At 65.8% G+C, this 15,244-nt stretch carries 13 protein-coding genes; 11 read left to right on the top strand and 2 right to left on the bottom strand.

Translation table 11 applies throughout. The features are described from left to right. Positions 1-21: 21 nt before the first annotated feature. From rdgB to JWQ90_RS22855, 5 genes are all read left to right on the top strand, one after another. Positions 22-615: an RdgB/HAM1 family non-canonical purine NTP pyrophosphatase gene (rdgB, locus tag JWQ90_RS22875; RefSeq protein ID WP_299697312.1), complete on the top strand. Its 594-nt coding sequence runs from the start codon at positions 22-24 to the stop codon at positions 613-615. Further along, positions 612-1,805, top strand: a complete 1,194-nt coding sequence (gene hemW / locus JWQ90_RS22870) for a radical SAM family heme chaperone HemW (protein WP_299697311.1) — start codon at positions 612-614, stop codon at positions 1,803-1,805. Before rdgB ends, hemW begins: the two co-directional genes overlap by 4 nt. Before the next feature lie 105 nt (positions 1,806-1,910). Further along, a complete protein-coding gene (locus JWQ90_RS22865) occupies positions 1,911-2,096 on the top strand; it encodes a CPXCG motif-containing cysteine-rich protein (RefSeq protein ID WP_299697310.1) in 186 nt (61 codons plus the stop codon). A 92-nt stretch (positions 2,097-2,188) separates the two neighbouring features. Then, the gene (locus tag JWQ90_RS22860) at positions 2,189-2,425 is read left to right on the top strand and encodes a type B 50S ribosomal protein L31 (RefSeq protein ID WP_299697309.1); all 237 of its coding nucleotides are present in this window, start codon (positions 2,189-2,191) and stop codon (positions 2,423-2,425) included. Between the two features lie 276 nt (positions 2,426-2,701). Further along, a complete protein-coding gene (locus tag JWQ90_RS22855; protein ID WP_299697308.1) occupies positions 2,702-3,997 on the top strand; it encodes a citrate synthase in 1,296 nt (431 codons plus the stop codon). A 45-nt stretch (positions 3,998-4,042) separates the two neighbouring features. On the opposite strand, the gene JWQ90_RS22850 is transcribed toward JWQ90_RS22855, so the two are convergent. Next, complete coding sequence (locus tag JWQ90_RS22850) at positions 4,043-4,666, bottom strand: hypothetical protein (protein ID WP_299697307.1); 624 nt, start codon at positions 4,664-4,666, stop codon at positions 4,043-4,045. Between the two features lie 187 nt (positions 4,667-4,853). Next, the gene (locus JWQ90_RS22845; protein WP_299697306.1) at positions 4,854-7,235 is read right to left on the bottom strand and encodes a penicillin-binding protein 1A; all 2,382 of its coding nucleotides are present in this window, start codon (positions 7,233-7,235) and stop codon (positions 4,854-4,856) included. 310 nt (positions 7,236-7,545) lie between these two features. Here JWQ90_RS22845 and JWQ90_RS22840 point away from each other — a divergent pair, with 310 nt between their 5' ends. From JWQ90_RS22840 to JWQ90_RS22815, 6 genes are all read left to right on the top strand, one after another. Next, positions 7,546-8,628 carry a pilus assembly protein PilM gene (locus tag JWQ90_RS22840; protein WP_299697305.1) on the top strand — a complete coding sequence of 361 codons (1,083 nt, stop codon included), beginning with the start codon at positions 7,546-7,548 and terminating at the stop codon, positions 8,626-8,628. Between the two features lie 17 nt (positions 8,629-8,645). Then, a complete protein-coding gene (locus tag JWQ90_RS22835) occupies positions 8,646-9,230 on the top strand; it encodes a PilN domain-containing protein (protein WP_299697304.1) in 585 nt (194 codons plus the stop codon). After that, on the top strand, positions 9,227-9,877 hold the full coding sequence (locus JWQ90_RS22830) for a type 4a pilus biogenesis protein PilO (protein WP_299697303.1): 651 nt from the start codon (positions 9,227-9,229) through the stop codon (positions 9,875-9,877). The genes JWQ90_RS22835 and JWQ90_RS22830 overlap by 4 nt, the downstream gene beginning before the upstream one ends. Continuing rightward, positions 9,874-10,386, top strand: coding sequence for a pilus assembly protein PilP (locus JWQ90_RS22825; protein ID WP_299697302.1), 513 nt, complete (start codon positions 9,874-9,876; stop codon positions 10,384-10,386). The genes JWQ90_RS22830 and JWQ90_RS22825 overlap by 4 nt, the downstream gene beginning before the upstream one ends. Before the next feature lie 13 nt (positions 10,387-10,399). Further along, a complete protein-coding gene (locus tag JWQ90_RS22820; RefSeq protein WP_299697301.1) occupies positions 10,400-12,634 on the top strand; it encodes a type IV pilus secretin PilQ in 2,235 nt (744 codons plus the stop codon). Between the two features lie 138 nt (positions 12,635-12,772). After that, a complete protein-coding gene (locus tag JWQ90_RS22815) occupies positions 12,773-15,121 on the top strand; it encodes an EAL domain-containing protein (protein WP_299697300.1) in 2,349 nt (782 codons plus the stop codon). The last annotated feature ends 123 nt before the right edge of the window (positions 15,122-15,244 follow it).

Genomic DNA, 15,244 nt, shown 5'->3' with positions numbered 1-15,244 from the left:
CTGGGCTACGCGGTGTAATCGATGGAAGTCGTCCTCGCCAGCCGCAATGCCGGCAAGCTTACCGAAATGCAGACGCTGCTGGCGCCGCTGAGCTGGACGCTGCGTCTGCTCAGCGACTACACCGACCAGGCCGCGGTCGAATCGGCATCGAGCTTCGTCGAGAACGCGCTGATCAAGGCGCGCCACGCCGCGCAGGTCTCGGGCCTGCCGGCGATTGCTGATGATTCGGGCCTGGAAGTCGCGGCGCTCAACGGCGCGCCCGGTGTGTATTCGGCGCGCTATGCCGGCCACAACGCCAGCGACGCCGACAACAACGCCAAGTTGCTCGATGCGCTCGAAGGCCTGCCCGAAGCGCAGCGCACCGCTCGTTTCGTCTGCGTGCTGAGCTTCATGCGCCACGCCGCCGACCCGACACCGGTAATCGCGGAAGGCTGTTGGCGCGGCCGCATCCTGGACGCAGCGCGCGGCACCCAGGGCTTCGGTTACGACCCGCTGTTCTTCGTGCCCGAGCATCACTGCAGTTCGGCGGAACTGGCGCCGGCGCTGAAGAACCGCTGCAGTCATCGCGCTCTGGCTGCGGCCACGCTGCTGGCGCGGCTGCAGAGCGGGACGTGAAACTCGCGGAGTTGTCGGCCGCGCCGGCGCTGGATGCCTCGAAGATTCCGCTGGCGCTGTACGTGCACTTCCCCTGGTGCGTGCGCAAATGCCCGTACTGCGATTTCAACTCGCACGCGCTGCGCGGCGCCAGTGCGAGCGATATCCCGGAAGACGCCTACATCGACGCGCTGCTGCTCGATCTGGATTTCGAACTGAGCAGCGAACTCCCCGCGCCGCGCGCCGTCAGCAGCATTTTCATGGGCGGCGGCACGCCCAGCCTGTTCTCCGGCCGCGCGCTGGCGCGCTTTCTCGACGGCGCGGCGCGGCGTCTGAGCTTCGCAGCCGACATCGAGATCACGCTGGAAGCCAATCCGGGCACCGTCGACGAGGCGCATTTTCGCGACTATCGCGCGGCCGGCATCAATCGCCTGTCGCTCGGCGTGCAGTCGATGGACGCCGTGCAGCTGAAACGGCTCGGCCGCATCCACGACCCCGCAGCGGTGGTATCGGCGGTCGCGGTCGCGCGCCGTGCCGGTTTCGACAATCTGAACCTCGACCTGATGTTCGCGCTGCCGCAACAGACGCCGAGCGAGGCCGATGCCGACCTGGCAGCCGCGCTCGCGCTGTCCCCCGAGCACCTGTCCTACTACCAGCTGACGCTGGAGCCGAACACCGAATTTGCCGCGCATCCGCCGCCGCTGCCGGTCGACGACGACGCCTGGGCGATGCAGGAGCGGGGGCTGCAGCGCCTGGCCGCCGCCGGCTTCACGCGCTACGAAGTCAGCGCCTACGCGCGCAAGGGCCGGCGCGCCCGCCACAACCTGAACTACTGGCGCTTCGGTGACTACCTCGGTATCGGCGCGGGCGCTCACGCGAAGATCAGTGGTGCGAATGGCGCGCGCCGCCGGGCGCGGCACAAGCACCCCAAGGCCTATCTGGAGACTGCCGGCAGCGCCGGCATGATCCAGGAGGACCGGCTGGTCGCGCGCGAGGAATTGGTGTTCGAGTTCTGCATGAACGCGCTGCGGCTCGACGAGGGTTTTGCGTGGAGTGAGTTCGAGTCGCGAACCGGGCTGGATCGCGCGCTGCTCGCAGCGGCGCTGGCGGATGCGCAGGCCAGGGGCCTGGTGCGGATCGGCGCAGCCGGCATTGCGCCCACCGCGCTGGGCTTGCAGCATCTGAATACACTGCTGACCGGGCTTTTGTAGGTTGGGGGTAGGTTGGGGTGAGCGCAGCGAACCCCAACATTCATTCGCGCCGATGTTGGGGTTCGCTGCGCTCACCCCAACCTACAAAAGCAATGGAGCGTCACCATGCTCGAAGACACCACGATCACCTGCCCTTACTGCTGGGAATCCATCCCGCTGGAGCTGGACCTGTCCGCCGGCTCGCAGACCTATACCGAGGACTGCTCGGTGTGCTGCCGGCCGATCGTGATCAGCCTGCGGGTCGACGACGAGGGTGGTTTCGAGGTCGACGGCCGCAGCGAGGACGAGTGAGCGAGGATGAGTGAGGGGCGGGCTGCCCGTTGCGTCGCGCCGGCGGCTTGAGTAGACTGCGCGCCCTTTTGTGTTTCTAAGCTGGTTTACAGATGAAAGACGGTATCCACCCCGAGTATCGTGCGGTCGCCTTCAAAGATGTCGGCGCCGACCAGGTTTTCATCGTCCGCTCGACGGTGCAGACGCGCGACAAGACCACGATCGACGGCGTCGAGTACCCGCTCGTGAATCTTGATATCTCCAGCGTCAGCCACCCGTTCTACACGGGCAAGCAGAAAGTGCTGGACGTCGGCGGCCGTGTGGACAAGTTCCGCAAGCGCTACGCCTGAGCTTCAGCCGCTGCATCGACGGCCGCCTTCGGGGCGGCCGTTTGCGTTGGGGCGCGGTGCGACAAAAGCCGGCCCGGAGATAGTAAGGGTCCAGACGACTTAATCTGACTCCGTTGTAAGCCGGGCGCATCAGGAGCGATAATCGCGGTGCAGCACGCCCCCGAATTTGGTCCAATTCCCAATGGCCCGTCAGGCCGATCCCCCTCCCGGCTGGAGAGCGATGTCGACGGCGGCAACGCGGAATCGATCGAAACCACGCAGGTTTGGAGCCATAGGATGACATCAGCGACATACAGCCTCGTCAACAACGAGACCGGCGAGAAGACCGAACTGCCGCTGATCACCGGCACGATCGGCACGCCGGGTGCCGACGTCGGCAAGGTGTACGACAAGCTGGGCATCTTCACCTACGACCCGGGATTTACCTCGACCTGCTCGACCAAGAGCTCGATCACCTACATCGACGGCGACGAGGGCATCCTGCTGTACCGTGGCTACCCGGTCGACCAGCTCGCCGCGCATTCCAGCTTCATCGAAGTCTGTTACCTGGTGCTGCACGGCGAGCTGCCGAAGAAAGCGGAACTCGAAGCATTTGAAGGCTCGATCCGCCGCCACACGATGATCAACGAAGGCGTCAAGCGCTTCTTCGACGGTTTCTATCACGACGCCCACCCGATGGCGATGCTGACTGGCGTCACCGGCGCGCTGTCGGCGTTCTATCACGACACCACCAACAACAAGGATGCGCGGCATCGCGAGATTTTCGCGCATCGGATGATCGCCAAGATCCCGACGATCGCGGCAGCGGCCTACAAGAAGTACTCCGGCCAGCCGTTTATGCACCCGCAGAACAAGCTCGACTATTGCAGCAACCTGCTGCACATGATGTTCGCGGTTCCGGCCGAGCCCTACCAGGTCGATCCGATTGCGGCCAAGGCCCTGGACGTGCTGTTCATCCTGCACGCCGACCACGAGCAGAATGCGTCGACCTCGACGGTGCGCATGGCCGGCTCCACCGGCTGCAATCCGTATGCGGCAATCAGCTCCGGTATCGCCGCGCTGTGGGGCCCGCTGCATGGCGGCGCCAACGAGGCGGTGCTGACGATGCTCGACGAGATCGGCGACGTGAAGCACGTCCCCGACTTCATGGACAAGGTCAAGAACAAGGTCGAGGGCGTGCGCCTGATGGGCTTCGGCCATCGCGTGTACAAGAACTTCGATCCGCGCGCCAAGATCATCCGCGAGCAGTGCCACAAGGTGCTCAAGCACCTGGGCAAGGAAAACGATCCGAAGATGGAGCTGGCGCTGAAGCTCGAGGAAATCGCGCTGAACGACGACTACTTCAAGGAGCGCAAGCTCTACCCGAATGTCGACTTCTACTCCGGTATCATCTACGAAGCGCTCGGCATCCCGGTCAACATGTTCACGCCGATGTTTGCTGTCGCCCGCACCGTCGGCTGGTGCGCGCACTGGAGCGAGATGACCGCCGACAAGACCACGCGCATAGCCCGTCCGCGCCAGGTCTACACTGGTGCCGCGACCCGCGACTACGTGGCCTGCGACAAGCGCTGATTCCCGGCGGGCAATGAAAAGGCCGGCTCTCGCCGGCCTTTTTTGTTACGGCGCTTCGCTGGCCAGCTCGATCGGCTCTTCCGCCAGGCGCTCGGCTTGCTCCAGCGTCAGGCGTTTCATCGGCAGGCCATCGTGCGGCGACAGCGGCGCCCGGCGCAGCTGCTCGACCGGGAACATCGCCATCTCGATGCCGATCTCGCCGGCCATGAATTCGCAGGTCGGGACGTCCTCGGTGCGGCCGTCCGGATAGCGGTAGCGGCGGTCGCTGGTTTCGTAGGGGATGTTCCGGTCCTGCAGGAACATGTCGAGCATCTCGGGCTTGTCGGCGAAACCGTGCAGGCGAACCAGGTGCGCATCGGTGGTCGCGCCGCTGACCGTGGCGCCGACCAGCCGCGGCGTGAACTCGCTGAGCAGTTTCATCGCGCGCACCGCGGTGCGGCGCAACGCCTGCAGATGCTCGGCGTACTCCGCGCCGCCGAACAGCCGCTGGTACTCGATCACCGCCTCGTGGATCAGCGAATTCTCGGGCATCTGCGACCGCGCACTGAGGCCCAGCCGTTCGGCGGCCTTGTGCTTGGCCAGGCGGTAGTCGGTCAGCCGCTCCTCGCAAATGAGGCGTGCCGCCTCGGCAACGATCTCGCGTTGGAAGCCTATGGCGCGCTTGCCCATGGTCGTATCCGGGTCGTATCCGAAAGAGCCGGGCCGCATGCTTGCGACCCTGGCTGCATGGATATCATGGATTACGCGGCTGCGGAAAGGGGAAGAGGACGTCGGTAGGTTGGGGTGAGCAACGCGAACCCCAACATTTGCGCGGCACCCCGTTGGGGTTCGCTGCGCTCACCCCAACCTACGACCGCTAGAACAGATCGTCCTCGCCTACCGATTTCTCGCGCGGCGCCTGCAGGGCTTCGGTCTGCGCCTGCTGCAGGCGGTCGGCCGGGATGTTCTCGACGACGGCGCCCGGCGTATCGCTGGGTACCAGGTGGCCGCTGCGCGGATCGACCGCGACCGGCACCAGCGAATCGGGTTTCGGGATCACCGTCTCGGGCAGGCCTTTCAGCGCCGCGCGCATGAAATCCATCCACATCGGCAGCGAGGCCTTGCCGCCGACTTCGCCGCGGCCCAGCGGCTGCGGCTGGTCGAAGCCGACCCAGGTGATCGCCACCAGCTGGCTGGTAAAGCCGTTGAACCAGGCGTCGGTCTCGTCGTTGGTGGTGCCGGTCTTGCCGCGGATGTCGCCGCGGCCCAGCGCCTTGGCCTGGGCTGCGGTGCCGCGCGTGACGACCTCGCGCAGGATGTCGTCGACCATCCAGACATAGCGGGCGTCGACCACGCGCGGCGCCAGGCCCTCACCCGAAGGCTGCGCGACCGGCGCATTCGCCGCGCTCGCACCGGAGGCCGGCGCGACCGCCGCCTTGCCGGCAGCGCCACTGCTGTCGACGATCATCTGCGCGCATTCCGGGCAGGCGATCTTGGGTTTGGCCTTGAATACCTGCTTGCCGCGCGAGTCGCTGATCTCGTCGATGAAATACGGGTCGATCAGGAAGCCGCTGTTGGCCAGCGCGCAATAGGCCCGCGCCATCTCCATTGGCGTGAACGTGCCGCTGCCCAGCGCCATCGACAGATCCCGCGGCATGCGGTCCTTGGGCAGGCCGAAGCGGCTGATGAAGTCGCGTGCGTAGTCCACGCCGACCGCCTGCAGCAGGCGCACCGATACCAGGTTGCGCGACAGCACCAGGGCTTCGCGCAGCCGCATCGGGCCCTTGAAGTCGCCGCCGTAGTTCTCCGGGCGCCAGGCGCTCTCGAGATTGGCATCGTCGAACACCACCGGCGCGTCGAGCACCACCGAGGCCGGCGTGAAGCCGAACTGGAACGCCGAGGTGTACAGGAAAGGCTTGAAGCCGGAGCCGACCTGGCGATGCGCCTGCAGCACGCGGTTGTACTTGTTGAGCAGGAAGTCGTAGCCGCCGACCAACGCCACCAGCGAGCCGTCGCGTGGGTCGAGCGCGACCAGCGCGCCCTGCGCCTCGGGCAGTTCGGCCAGCTTCCAGCGCTCGCCATCGCGGCGCACGCGCAGCACGTCGCCACGCTGCACGGTTTTCTTGGGAGACAGGCCCGCCCACTTGTAGTCCTCCGGATCGAGCTCGATCAGGCCGCTGCGCGACAGCAGCCGCAGCTTGCCGGCGTCGAACGACACGACCGCCGCCGGCACCAGGCCGGCGGCGGACGGCAGCGAATCCAGGAACGCGCCCAGACCCAGCGTGCTGGGCTTCTGCAGCGTGGTCTCGGCCAGCAAGCGCTCGGGCAGATGGGTCTCTGCACCGCGCCAGCCGTGGCGCTCGTCGTAGGCGATCAGCGCGCTGCGCAGCGCGCGGTTGGCGACGCTCTGGCGTGCGGAATCGATCGTCGTCGTCACCCGGTAGCCGCCGGTGTAGGCGGCCTCGCCGTAGCGGCCAACCGCTTCGGCGCGCGCCATCTCGGCGACGTAATGCGCGTCGACCTCGACCAGCGGCAGCGAGAACTTCAGCGTCACCGGCTCGGCGATCCCGGCCTGGTAGTCCAGTTCCGAGATCTTGTTCAGATCGCGCAGACGGCGCAGCACGTAATTGCGCCGCTCCTTGGCGCGATCCGGCGCCGACACCGGGTTGTCGCGCGACGGCGCCTTGGGCAGGCCGGCCAGCAGCGCGGCCTGGGCCCAGCTCAGCTCGTCGGGCTCCACGCCAAAGTAGACCAGCGAGGCCGCGCCAACGCCGTAGGCACGCTGGCCGAGAAAGATCTTGTTGAGGTAGGTCTCGAGGATCTCCTGCTTGCTCAGCTCGTGCTCGAGCTTGATCGCCAGCAGGATCTCCTTGAACTTGCGCACATAGCTGCGCTCGGGGCTCAGGAACACGTTGCGCGCGAGCTGCATCGTGATGGTGCTGCCGCCCTGGCTCTTCTGGCCGGTGGTCATCAGCACGAAGCCGGCGCGTACCAGGCCCTTCCAGTCGAAGCCCGGATGCTCGAAGAAACGGTCGTCTTCGGCGGCGAGGAAGGCGTCGATGATCCGCTGCGGGATCTGCTCGTAGCGCATCGGCGCGCGACGTTCGGCGCCGAACTCGCCGATCAGCTTGCCGTCGCGCGTGTACACGCGCAGCGGAACCTGCATCTGGATATCGCGGATTGCGGCCACCGGCGGCAATTGCCGGCCGTAATGCCACTGGGCAGCGAAGAACACGCCGGCCAGCAGTCCAGCACCCACAAGAGCCACGGCCCCAAGTATCAACAGCATGCGGCTCGGCAGTCTCAAAGAAACACTCCCCCGATTGACAAGGTTTCCAACGAATTCCGACCGCAAAAAAAATTCCGGACCACGATCCAGACCGCTCTAGACGACGACGAAAAATGTGCAGTGCCGCACACACCCAAGTGTTTCTTCAAGGCAACGCAAGCTATTGTTGCTTCATCGATTTCGTCGGCTATATTAAGGCCGGGAGCCGGCTGCGTCACACCCGGCTGGGGTTGCCGGCTCTGCGGCCGCCCCACGAGTGGATAAGGGGTTAAGACGCAACATGTCGATCATGCAATCGCTGTTCGGCGGGGGAAGCCGGGACCTGCTCGGCCTCGACATCAGCTCCAGCGCGGTCAAGCTGCTGGAGCTGTCGCGTCGCGGCGATCGCTTTCATGTCGAGACCTACGCGGTCGAGCCGTTGCCGCCCAACGCGGTGGCCGACAAGCAGATCGTCGACCCGAAAGTCGTGGGCGAATGCATCGCCCGCGCGGTCAACCGTTCCGGAACCCGCACCCTGCAGGCCGCGCTCGCGGTGTCGGGCGCGTCGGTGATCACCAAGATCATCCAGATGCCGGCGACGCTCTCCGAGAACGATCTCGAGGAGCAGATCAAGGTCGAAGCCGACCAGTACATCCCGTATTCGATCGACGAAGTGCATCTGGATTTCCAGGTGCTGGGGCCGAGCAGCGTCGGCACCGGTAGTGTCGATGTGCTGCTCGCCGCCTGCCGCAAGGAGCAGGTCGAGCAGCGCTGCGCGGCGCTGGAGATCGCCGGCCTGAAACCGCGCATCGTCGATATCGAGAACAACGCGCTGCAGAACGCCAGCCTGTTCCTGCAGCACCAGATGCCGGACAGCGGCCGCGGCAAGACCATCGCGCTGATCGACATGGGCGCGACCACGACCTCGGTGCTGGTGCTGCACAACCTGCAGTCGGTCTACACGCGCGAGCAGAGCTTCGGCGGCCGCCAGCTCACCGACGACATCATGCGCTACTACGGCCTGAGCCTTGAGGAGGCGGCCAAGGCCAAGCGCTTCAACAGCCTGCCCGAGGACTACTCGTTCAACGTGCTGACGCCGTTCGTCGCCGATATGGGCCAGCAGATCGACCGCTCGCTTCAGTTCTTCTTCGCCTCGTCGTCACAGCATGCTCAGATCGACCAGATCATTCTGGCCGGTGGCTGCGCCGAGATCGCCGGCGTCGACCGTGCGATCCAGGAGCAGCTCAGCATTCCGACCGTGGTCGCCAAGCCGTTCGCGCACATGAGCGTCAGCCCCAAGGCCAAGCCGGCGCAGCTGGCCAAGGACTCGGCCTCGCTGCTGCTCGCCTGCGGCCTGGCCTACCGCGCGTTCGATCCGGCCTGAGCCCGCCCGAGCCGACTATGATCATCCGCATCAACCTGCTGGACTGGCGTGCGCAACGGCGCGAGCTGCGCAGGGCCCAGTTCAACGCGATGCTCGGCATCGCCTTCTTCGTGTCCGCCGGCCTGGTTGGGCTGAGCTATCTGCTCGCCAGCGGCGCGGTGGATCGGCAGAACACGCGCAACGAATACCTGCGCCAGCAGATCGCCGAAGTCGATCTGAAGATCAAGGAGATCCAGGAGCTGGAGAAGGTCAAGCGCAACCTGTTGTCGCGGATGCGCGTGATCGAGGAGCTCCAGGCCTCGCGCAGCGCCACCGTGCATTTCTTCGACGAGCTGGTGAACACGCTGCCCGAGGGCGTCAACCTCAGCTCGGTCAAGCAGACCGGCACCGGCGTGGTCATCGAGGGCATCGCCGAATCCAATGCCCGCGTGTCGACCTATATGAAGAACCTCGACGCCTCGAAGTGGTTCGCCGATCCCAAGCTCGTCGTGATCAAGACCAGCGAGAAGAACAGCCAGCGCCAGAGCGAGTTCACCTTGCAGGTGAAGAACCTGACCAAGCCCGGCGACTCGGCCGCATCCAGCAACGAGGTGCTGGAATGAAGCTCGACATCAAGCTGGCGCTGGGCAAGGCCTGGAACGATCTGCAGTCGCTGGACGTGCAGAATCCGGGTGCCTGGCCGACCTGGGTGCGTATCGCCGCCTCGATCCTGCTGGCGCTGATCATCATCGGCGGCGGCCTGTGGTTCTTGGTCAAGCCCTTGCGTGAAGAGCTGGCGGCGGCCGAGGCACAGGAGGTCGATCTGCGCGGCGAGTTCGAGCGCAAGCAGAAAAAAGTCGCCGCACTCGACGCCTACAAGGACCAGCTCAAGGAAATGGAACGCAGCTTCGGCGCGATGCTGCGCCAGCTGCCCAGCCGCACCGAAGTCGCCAACCTGCTGGCCGACATTTCGCAGACGCGCGTCGCCAGCGCGCTGGAGGAAGAACTGTTCCAGCCGCAGCCGGAAATGCCCAAGGATTTCTACGCCGAGATCCCGAACCGGATCATCGTCACCGGCGGCTATCACGAGATGGGCGCGTTCGTCAGCGCGGTCGCGGCGCTGCCGCGCATCGTCACCATCGACGAAGTCGAGCTCAAGCCCGCCGGCGGCACCGCGCCGCGCGGCGAGCTGCGCATGACCGCGCTGGCCAAGACCTATCGCTACCTGGAAGAAGGCGAAATCACGCCGCCCGCCGGAGCCAAGAAATGAGCCCGGTCCGTGTCTTGCCGGTGGTGCTGGTATTGCTCCTGGCCGGCTGCGGCCGCGGCATGGACGAGCTTGAGCAGTGGGTCGCCGACGTCAAGGCACGCAAATCGACGACGATCGCGCCGATTCCGCAGATCCAGCCGTATGAAGCTTTTGCCTACGACGTCGCCAACCGCCGCGATCCGTTCGTGCCGGTCGAGCCGCAGCGTCCGGCGAACGCCGCAGTCGGTGCTGGCCCGCATCCGGACTTCAGGCGCAACAAGGAGGCGCTCGAGGAATACCCGCTCGACGCGCTGCGCATGCAGGGCACGATCCGCACGCCGCACGCGGTATACGCGCTGGTCAAGGCACCCGACGGCGTGATCCATCGCGTCGCCGCGGGCAGTCACATGGGGCAGAACTTCGGTGAGATCAACGCGATCACCGACACTGAAATCACACTGTCCGAGCTCGTCGCCGACGGCTTCGGCGGCTGGCTGCAGCGCGCGGCTGTGCTCGCGCTGTCGGAATGAGGGAGTCGTACCAATGAAGCCGCAACACAGTCTGCAAGCCCTATCCAAACGCCGGGCCGGCTTGATGCCCTGGCTCGCCATCGCCCTGCTTGCGCTGTTCGCCGCGCCGGCAATTGCTCAGCCCGACAGCGCGACGCCGCCGGCGCGGGCCCTGCAGTCGGTCGACGCGGCGGTGCTGGCCAACGGCCGCGTGCTGGTCACGCTGACCCTGTCGTTGCCGGCACCGGAGCCGGTGGTGTTCACCACCGACAAGCCGGCGCGCCTGTCGCTGGATCTGCCGGAGACGCGGCTGTCGCTGGCCGAGCACTATCGCCGCATCAACCTCGGCCGGGTCCGCGCGATCGCGACCGCCGAAGCCAAGGACCGTACCCGCGTCGTCGTCGAGCTCGCCGAGCTGGCGCCGTACAGCGTCCGCGTCGATGGCAACAAGGTATTCCTGCAGATTGCCGGCCCGTCCGAACCGGCCAGCAGCGCGGCGCAGCTGATGTCGCCGCTGCCGGGTCTGGCTCCGCCGTCAAACGCGACCGCGCTGCCCGGCGCCGCGTCGGCCGCGCTGGTCACGGCGCCGGTCACCGCCGCCAAGCAGCCGGCGACGATCACCGGCATCGACTTCCGTCGCGGCGAAAAAGGCGAAGGCCGCGTCGTCGTCACGCTGAACAATCCGCAGGCCGCGGTCGACGTCAGCGACGAAGGCGGCCACATCCGCGCGCGCTTCCGCAACGCCGGCGTCACCGGTGCGCTGCTGCGCCGGCTCGACGTGCTCGACTTCGCCACGCCGGTCAAATTCATCGACACGCAGCGCAGCGGCATGGACGCCGAGATCGTGGTCACGCCGGTCACCGGCACCGACTACGAACAGGTCGCCTACCAGAGCGGCAATCAGTTCACGATCGAGCTGCAGCCGCTGACCGCGGGGCAGAAGGAAGACCGCAAGCGCAACGAGCCGCAGTACACCGGCGAGCGCATCTCGCTGTCGTTCCAGAGCATTGACATCCGCTCCCTGCTGCAGATCATCGCGGACGTGGCCGGCACGAATATGGTGGTGTCCGACAGCGTCACCGGCGAGATCGCGATGCGCCTGCAGAACGTGCCCTGGGACCAGGCTCTGGACATCATCCTGCGCACCAAGGGCTTAGGGCTGCGCCAGCAGGGCAACGTGATGATGGTCGCACCGCTGGCCGAGCTGGCCGAGCGCGACAAGATCGAGGCCGAGGCTGAAAAGCAGAAAGTCGACCTGTCGCCGCTGCGCTCGGAGCTGGTGCAGATCAACTACGCCAAGGCCGCGGACGTGGCCGCCTTGCTCAAGTCCGGCGACAACTCGATCATGTCCGAGCGCGGCCGCGTGTCGATCGACGAGCGCACCAATACGCTGCTGATCCTGGAGACGCGCGACAAGCTCAACGAGATCCGCACGCTGGTCGCGCGGCTCGACATCCCGGTCAAGCAGGTGCTGATCGAATCGCGCATCGTCGTCGCCAACAACGACTACTCGCGCGAGCTCGGCACGCGCTTCGGCGTCAGCGCGATCGCGCGCAACGGCAACAACGGCCTGATCACCACTTCCGGCAGCTCCGCCGCCACCAACACCACGACCAGCAGCTTCATCACCAATGGCAATGGTTCGGCATCGCTGGGTGCGCTCGCCGATCGTTACAACGTCAGCCTGCCGACCTCCAGCCCCAGTGCCGGGCGCATCGCGCTGGCGATCCTCGGCTCGGACTATCTGGTGGACCTGGAGCTGTCGGCGATGCAGGCCGAAGGCCGCGGCGAGATCCAGTCCACGCCGCGCGTCATCACCAGCAACGCCAAGCAGGCCTCGATCGAGCAGGGCGTCGAGATCCCGTACCAGGAAGCGGCGAGCAGCGGCGCGACCTCGGTGTCGTTCAAAAAGGCGGTGCTGTCGCTGACCGTGACCCCGCAGATCACGCCGGACGATCGCATCATCATGGATCTGACCGTCAACAACGACAGCGTCGGCGCCACGTTCACGACCACCAGTGGCGCCGCGATCCCGTCGATCGACACGAGGAAGATCACCACGCAAGTATTGGTACAGAACGGCCAGACCGTGGTGCTCGGCGGCATCTACCAGCAGGAGAACCGCAACACCGTCAACAAGATTCCGCTGCTCGGCGACATCCCGATCCTGGGCGCGGCGTTTCGCAACCGCACCACGGTCAACAACAAGGACGAGCTGCTGATCTTCGTCACGCCGAAGATCCTGCGCGAAGGCTTGCAGATCAACTGAGCCGCGGCCGACTCGGGATGTCTCCAGAATGGAGCGAGTCGGCATCTGGCCTGCCACCATGTTCAGGTTTTTCTGCTACCGTCATGAACGCCCGCCTGCTCCGGCAGGCCGCTGTAAGACTTCCGCGCTGATCCTGCGATGAGCCTCGACGATCACTGGCCTGCGGCCACCGCTACGCTGAGGCGGCGCCTGGGCCATGCGACGGAACCCCAGGTGCTGTTTCCGGCAGCTGCGGTTCTGGTGCTGGTTCTGATCTGGGGCACGACGCTGAACCTGATCAGGGTCGAGCGCGCCGCGGCCGAGCACAGCGTGGCGGCGTCGAGCAGCGAACTGGCCGAAACCTATGAAGCGCAGGTGGTTCGCGCCCTGCGCGAAATCGATCAGACCCTGAAGTTCGTCAAATACGCCTACGAACGCGAGGGCGAGACCAGCGTATTGAACAAGCTGAAGGCCAGGGGCCTGCTGCCGACCGATCTGCTGTTCGTCGTCAGCATTACCGACAGCGCCGGTGACGTCGTGGCCAGCACCCGAGCGTCCGCAGCAAGCCCTCCGGACCCTTCCCAACTTCTGCTCCAGCTGCAGCGCGCCGGCGACAGCCTGCTGGTCAGCCGGCCGCAGCGCAGCCAGGGTTCCGAAGAATGGACGCTGCAATTCAGCCGCAGGCTCGATCCAGTCGACGGCCGCTTTGCCGGCCTGGTCATGCTCGAGGTCGACGCCGCCTACTTCGTCAGTGGCTACGAGAGCTCCAAGCTGGGCGAGTACGGCGTGCTCGGCATCCTCGGCACCGATGGCGTATTCCGCGTCAGGCGCAGCGGAGAAACCTTGTTCGCAGGGGACACGGCCGACTACGCGGCGGTGGTTTCGGCCGCAGGCGAGGCGGATAGCGAAGCGCGCCTGTCGATCAACCCCTGGGACGGCGTGCGGCGCTACACCAGCGCCAGCCAGCTCTACGATTTCCCCTTGGCCGTGATCGTCGGCTTGTCGGCGGACGAGCAGCTCGCGGACCTGCACCGGGCGATACGCGCCTATCTGTGGCGAGCCTCCGCGGTCAGCCTGGCGCTGATGCTGGTCGTGGCGGTATTGGGCCGGCTCAGCTGGCAGCTCGCGCTCAGCCGCCGCCGTGCCATCGACGAGCAGATCGCCCACGCCGAGCGCGTCGAGTATCTGGCCTATCACGACGCCCTCACCGGGCTGCCGAATCGCAGCCTGTTCAGCAAGCTGCTGATCCAGAGCGTCAGCGAGGCGCAGCGCTACGAGCGGCGCCTGGCGGTGCTGTTTCTCGACCTCGACCGGTTCAAGCACATCAACGACACGCTCGGCCATGAGGCCGGCGATCACTTGCTGCAGGAGGTTGCGACCCGGCTCAGGGCCTGCCTGCGCGACAGCGACGCGGCGGCGAGGCTGGGCGGCGACGAGTTCGTCGTGCTGCTGCCGGAACTCGACGAGGAAAAGTACATCGCCCTCGTCGCCCAGAAAATTCTCACCGCGATTGCCCGGCCGGTGATGCTGCTCGGCCAGGAATTCCGCATCACCGCCAGTATCGGGATCAGCAGCTATCCCCAGGACGGCCTCGACGAGCAGACCCTGAAGAAGCACGCCGATATCGCGATGTATCAGGCCAAGGAGGAGGGCAAGAACAATTTCCAGTTCTATTCCGAGAAGCTGAACGCGAGCTCGCTCGAAAGGCTCACGCTGGAGTCGGGCCTGCGGCATGCATTGGAGCGTGACGAGTTCCAGCTTCACTACCAGGCCAAGCGCGACATCGGCAGCGGCCGGATCACCGGTATGGAAGCCCTGCTGCGTTGGCAGCACCCCGATCTGGGCACGGTGGCGCCGATGCAATTCATCGCGGCGGCCGAGGAGACCGGCCAGATCGTCGCGATCGGCAGATGGGTGCTGAAGACGGCCTGCCTGCAGAACGTAGCCTGGCAGAAGCAGGGCCTGCCGCACTTGAGCATGGCGGTCAATCTGAGCGCGCGCCAGTTTTTCGATGAAAACCTGCTGGCGGACCTGGGCGCGACCGTCGCCGCCACCGGCATGGACCCGCAGCTGCTGGAGCTGGAGATCAGCGAAAGCCTGCTGATGCGCGACGTCGACAGCAGTCTGCGCATCCTCACCGGGCTCAAGAACATGGGAGTGCGCATCGCCATCGACGACTTCGGCATCGGCTATTCATCGCTGTCCACGCTCAAGCAATTCCCGCTCGACACGATCAAGATCGATCGATCCTTCATCCGCGACGTCGACAGCGTCGCCGAAGACAAGGATCTGACCGAGGCGATCATCGCGATGGGCCGGACGCTGAGCCTGACCGTCGTCGCGCAGGGCGTGGAGACCAAGGAGCAGGCCGACTACCTGCGCCAGAATGCCTGCGACGAGTTCCAGGGCTTCTACTTCAACAAGCCGGTGCCGGCGGATCAGATCGCCGAGCTGCTGCGGGCGCAGAGCCTGATCGGCAGCGCCACGCTGGACTGGAAAGCGGACTAGGAGCCTGTCGGATTTGATTTTGCACTGACTGAGCGTAACGAGGGGGACGGACGATTCGCGCTGCTGGTGATCGTCGAGTGCGTGTGCCGGGGTGATCAGGATGGCGTCCGAGGTCGCCCTTGT

Origin of the sequence: Hydrocarboniphaga sp. (genome assembly GCF_028291725.1) — a bacterium.
In the GTDB taxonomy this organism is placed as follows: domain Bacteria; phylum Pseudomonadota; class Gammaproteobacteria; order Nevskiales; family Nevskiaceae; genus Hydrocarboniphaga.
The sequence above is the reverse complement of the archived record's forward strand: the minus strand, read 5'-3'. Positions and strand labels throughout refer to the sequence as shown.

What these genes read in the sequence shown, in the direction of transcription:
- JWQ90_RS22830 (WP_299697303.1), top strand. Translation starts at nt 9,227, where the DNA reads ATGAAGCTCGACATCAAGCTGGCGCTGGGCAAGGCCTGGAACGATCTG.
- JWQ90_RS22855 (WP_299697308.1), top strand. Translation starts at nt 2,702, where the DNA reads ATGACATCAGCGACATACAGCCTCGTCAACAACGAGACCGGCGAGAAG.
- JWQ90_RS22815 (WP_299697300.1), top strand. Translation starts at nt 12,773, where the DNA reads ATGAGCCTCGACGATCACTGGCCTGCGGCCACCGCTACGCTGAGGCGG.
- JWQ90_RS22860 (WP_299697309.1), top strand. Translation starts at nt 2,189, where the DNA reads ATGAAAGACGGTATCCACCCCGAGTATCGTGCGGTCGCCTTCAAAGAT.
- JWQ90_RS22825 (WP_299697302.1), top strand. Translation starts at nt 9,874, where the DNA reads ATGAGCCCGGTCCGTGTCTTGCCGGTGGTGCTGGTATTGCTCCTGGCC.
- JWQ90_RS22840 (WP_299697305.1), top strand. Translation starts at nt 7,546, where the DNA reads ATGTCGATCATGCAATCGCTGTTCGGCGGGGGAAGCCGGGACCTGCTC.
- rdgB (WP_299697312.1), top strand. Translation starts at nt 22, where the DNA reads ATGGAAGTCGTCCTCGCCAGCCGCAATGCCGGCAAGCTTACCGAAATG.
- JWQ90_RS22820 (WP_299697301.1), top strand. Translation starts at nt 10,400, where the DNA reads ATGAAGCCGCAACACAGTCTGCAAGCCCTATCCAAACGCCGGGCCGGC.
- JWQ90_RS22865 (WP_299697310.1), top strand. Translation starts at nt 1,911, where the DNA reads ATGCTCGAAGACACCACGATCACCTGCCCTTACTGCTGGGAATCCATC.
- JWQ90_RS22835 (WP_299697304.1), top strand. Translation starts at nt 8,646, where the DNA reads ATGATCATCCGCATCAACCTGCTGGACTGGCGTGCGCAACGGCGCGAG.
- JWQ90_RS22850 (WP_299697307.1), bottom strand. Translation starts at nt 4,666, where the DNA reads ATGGGCAAGCGCGCCATAGGCTTCCAACGCGAGATCGTTGCCGAGGCG.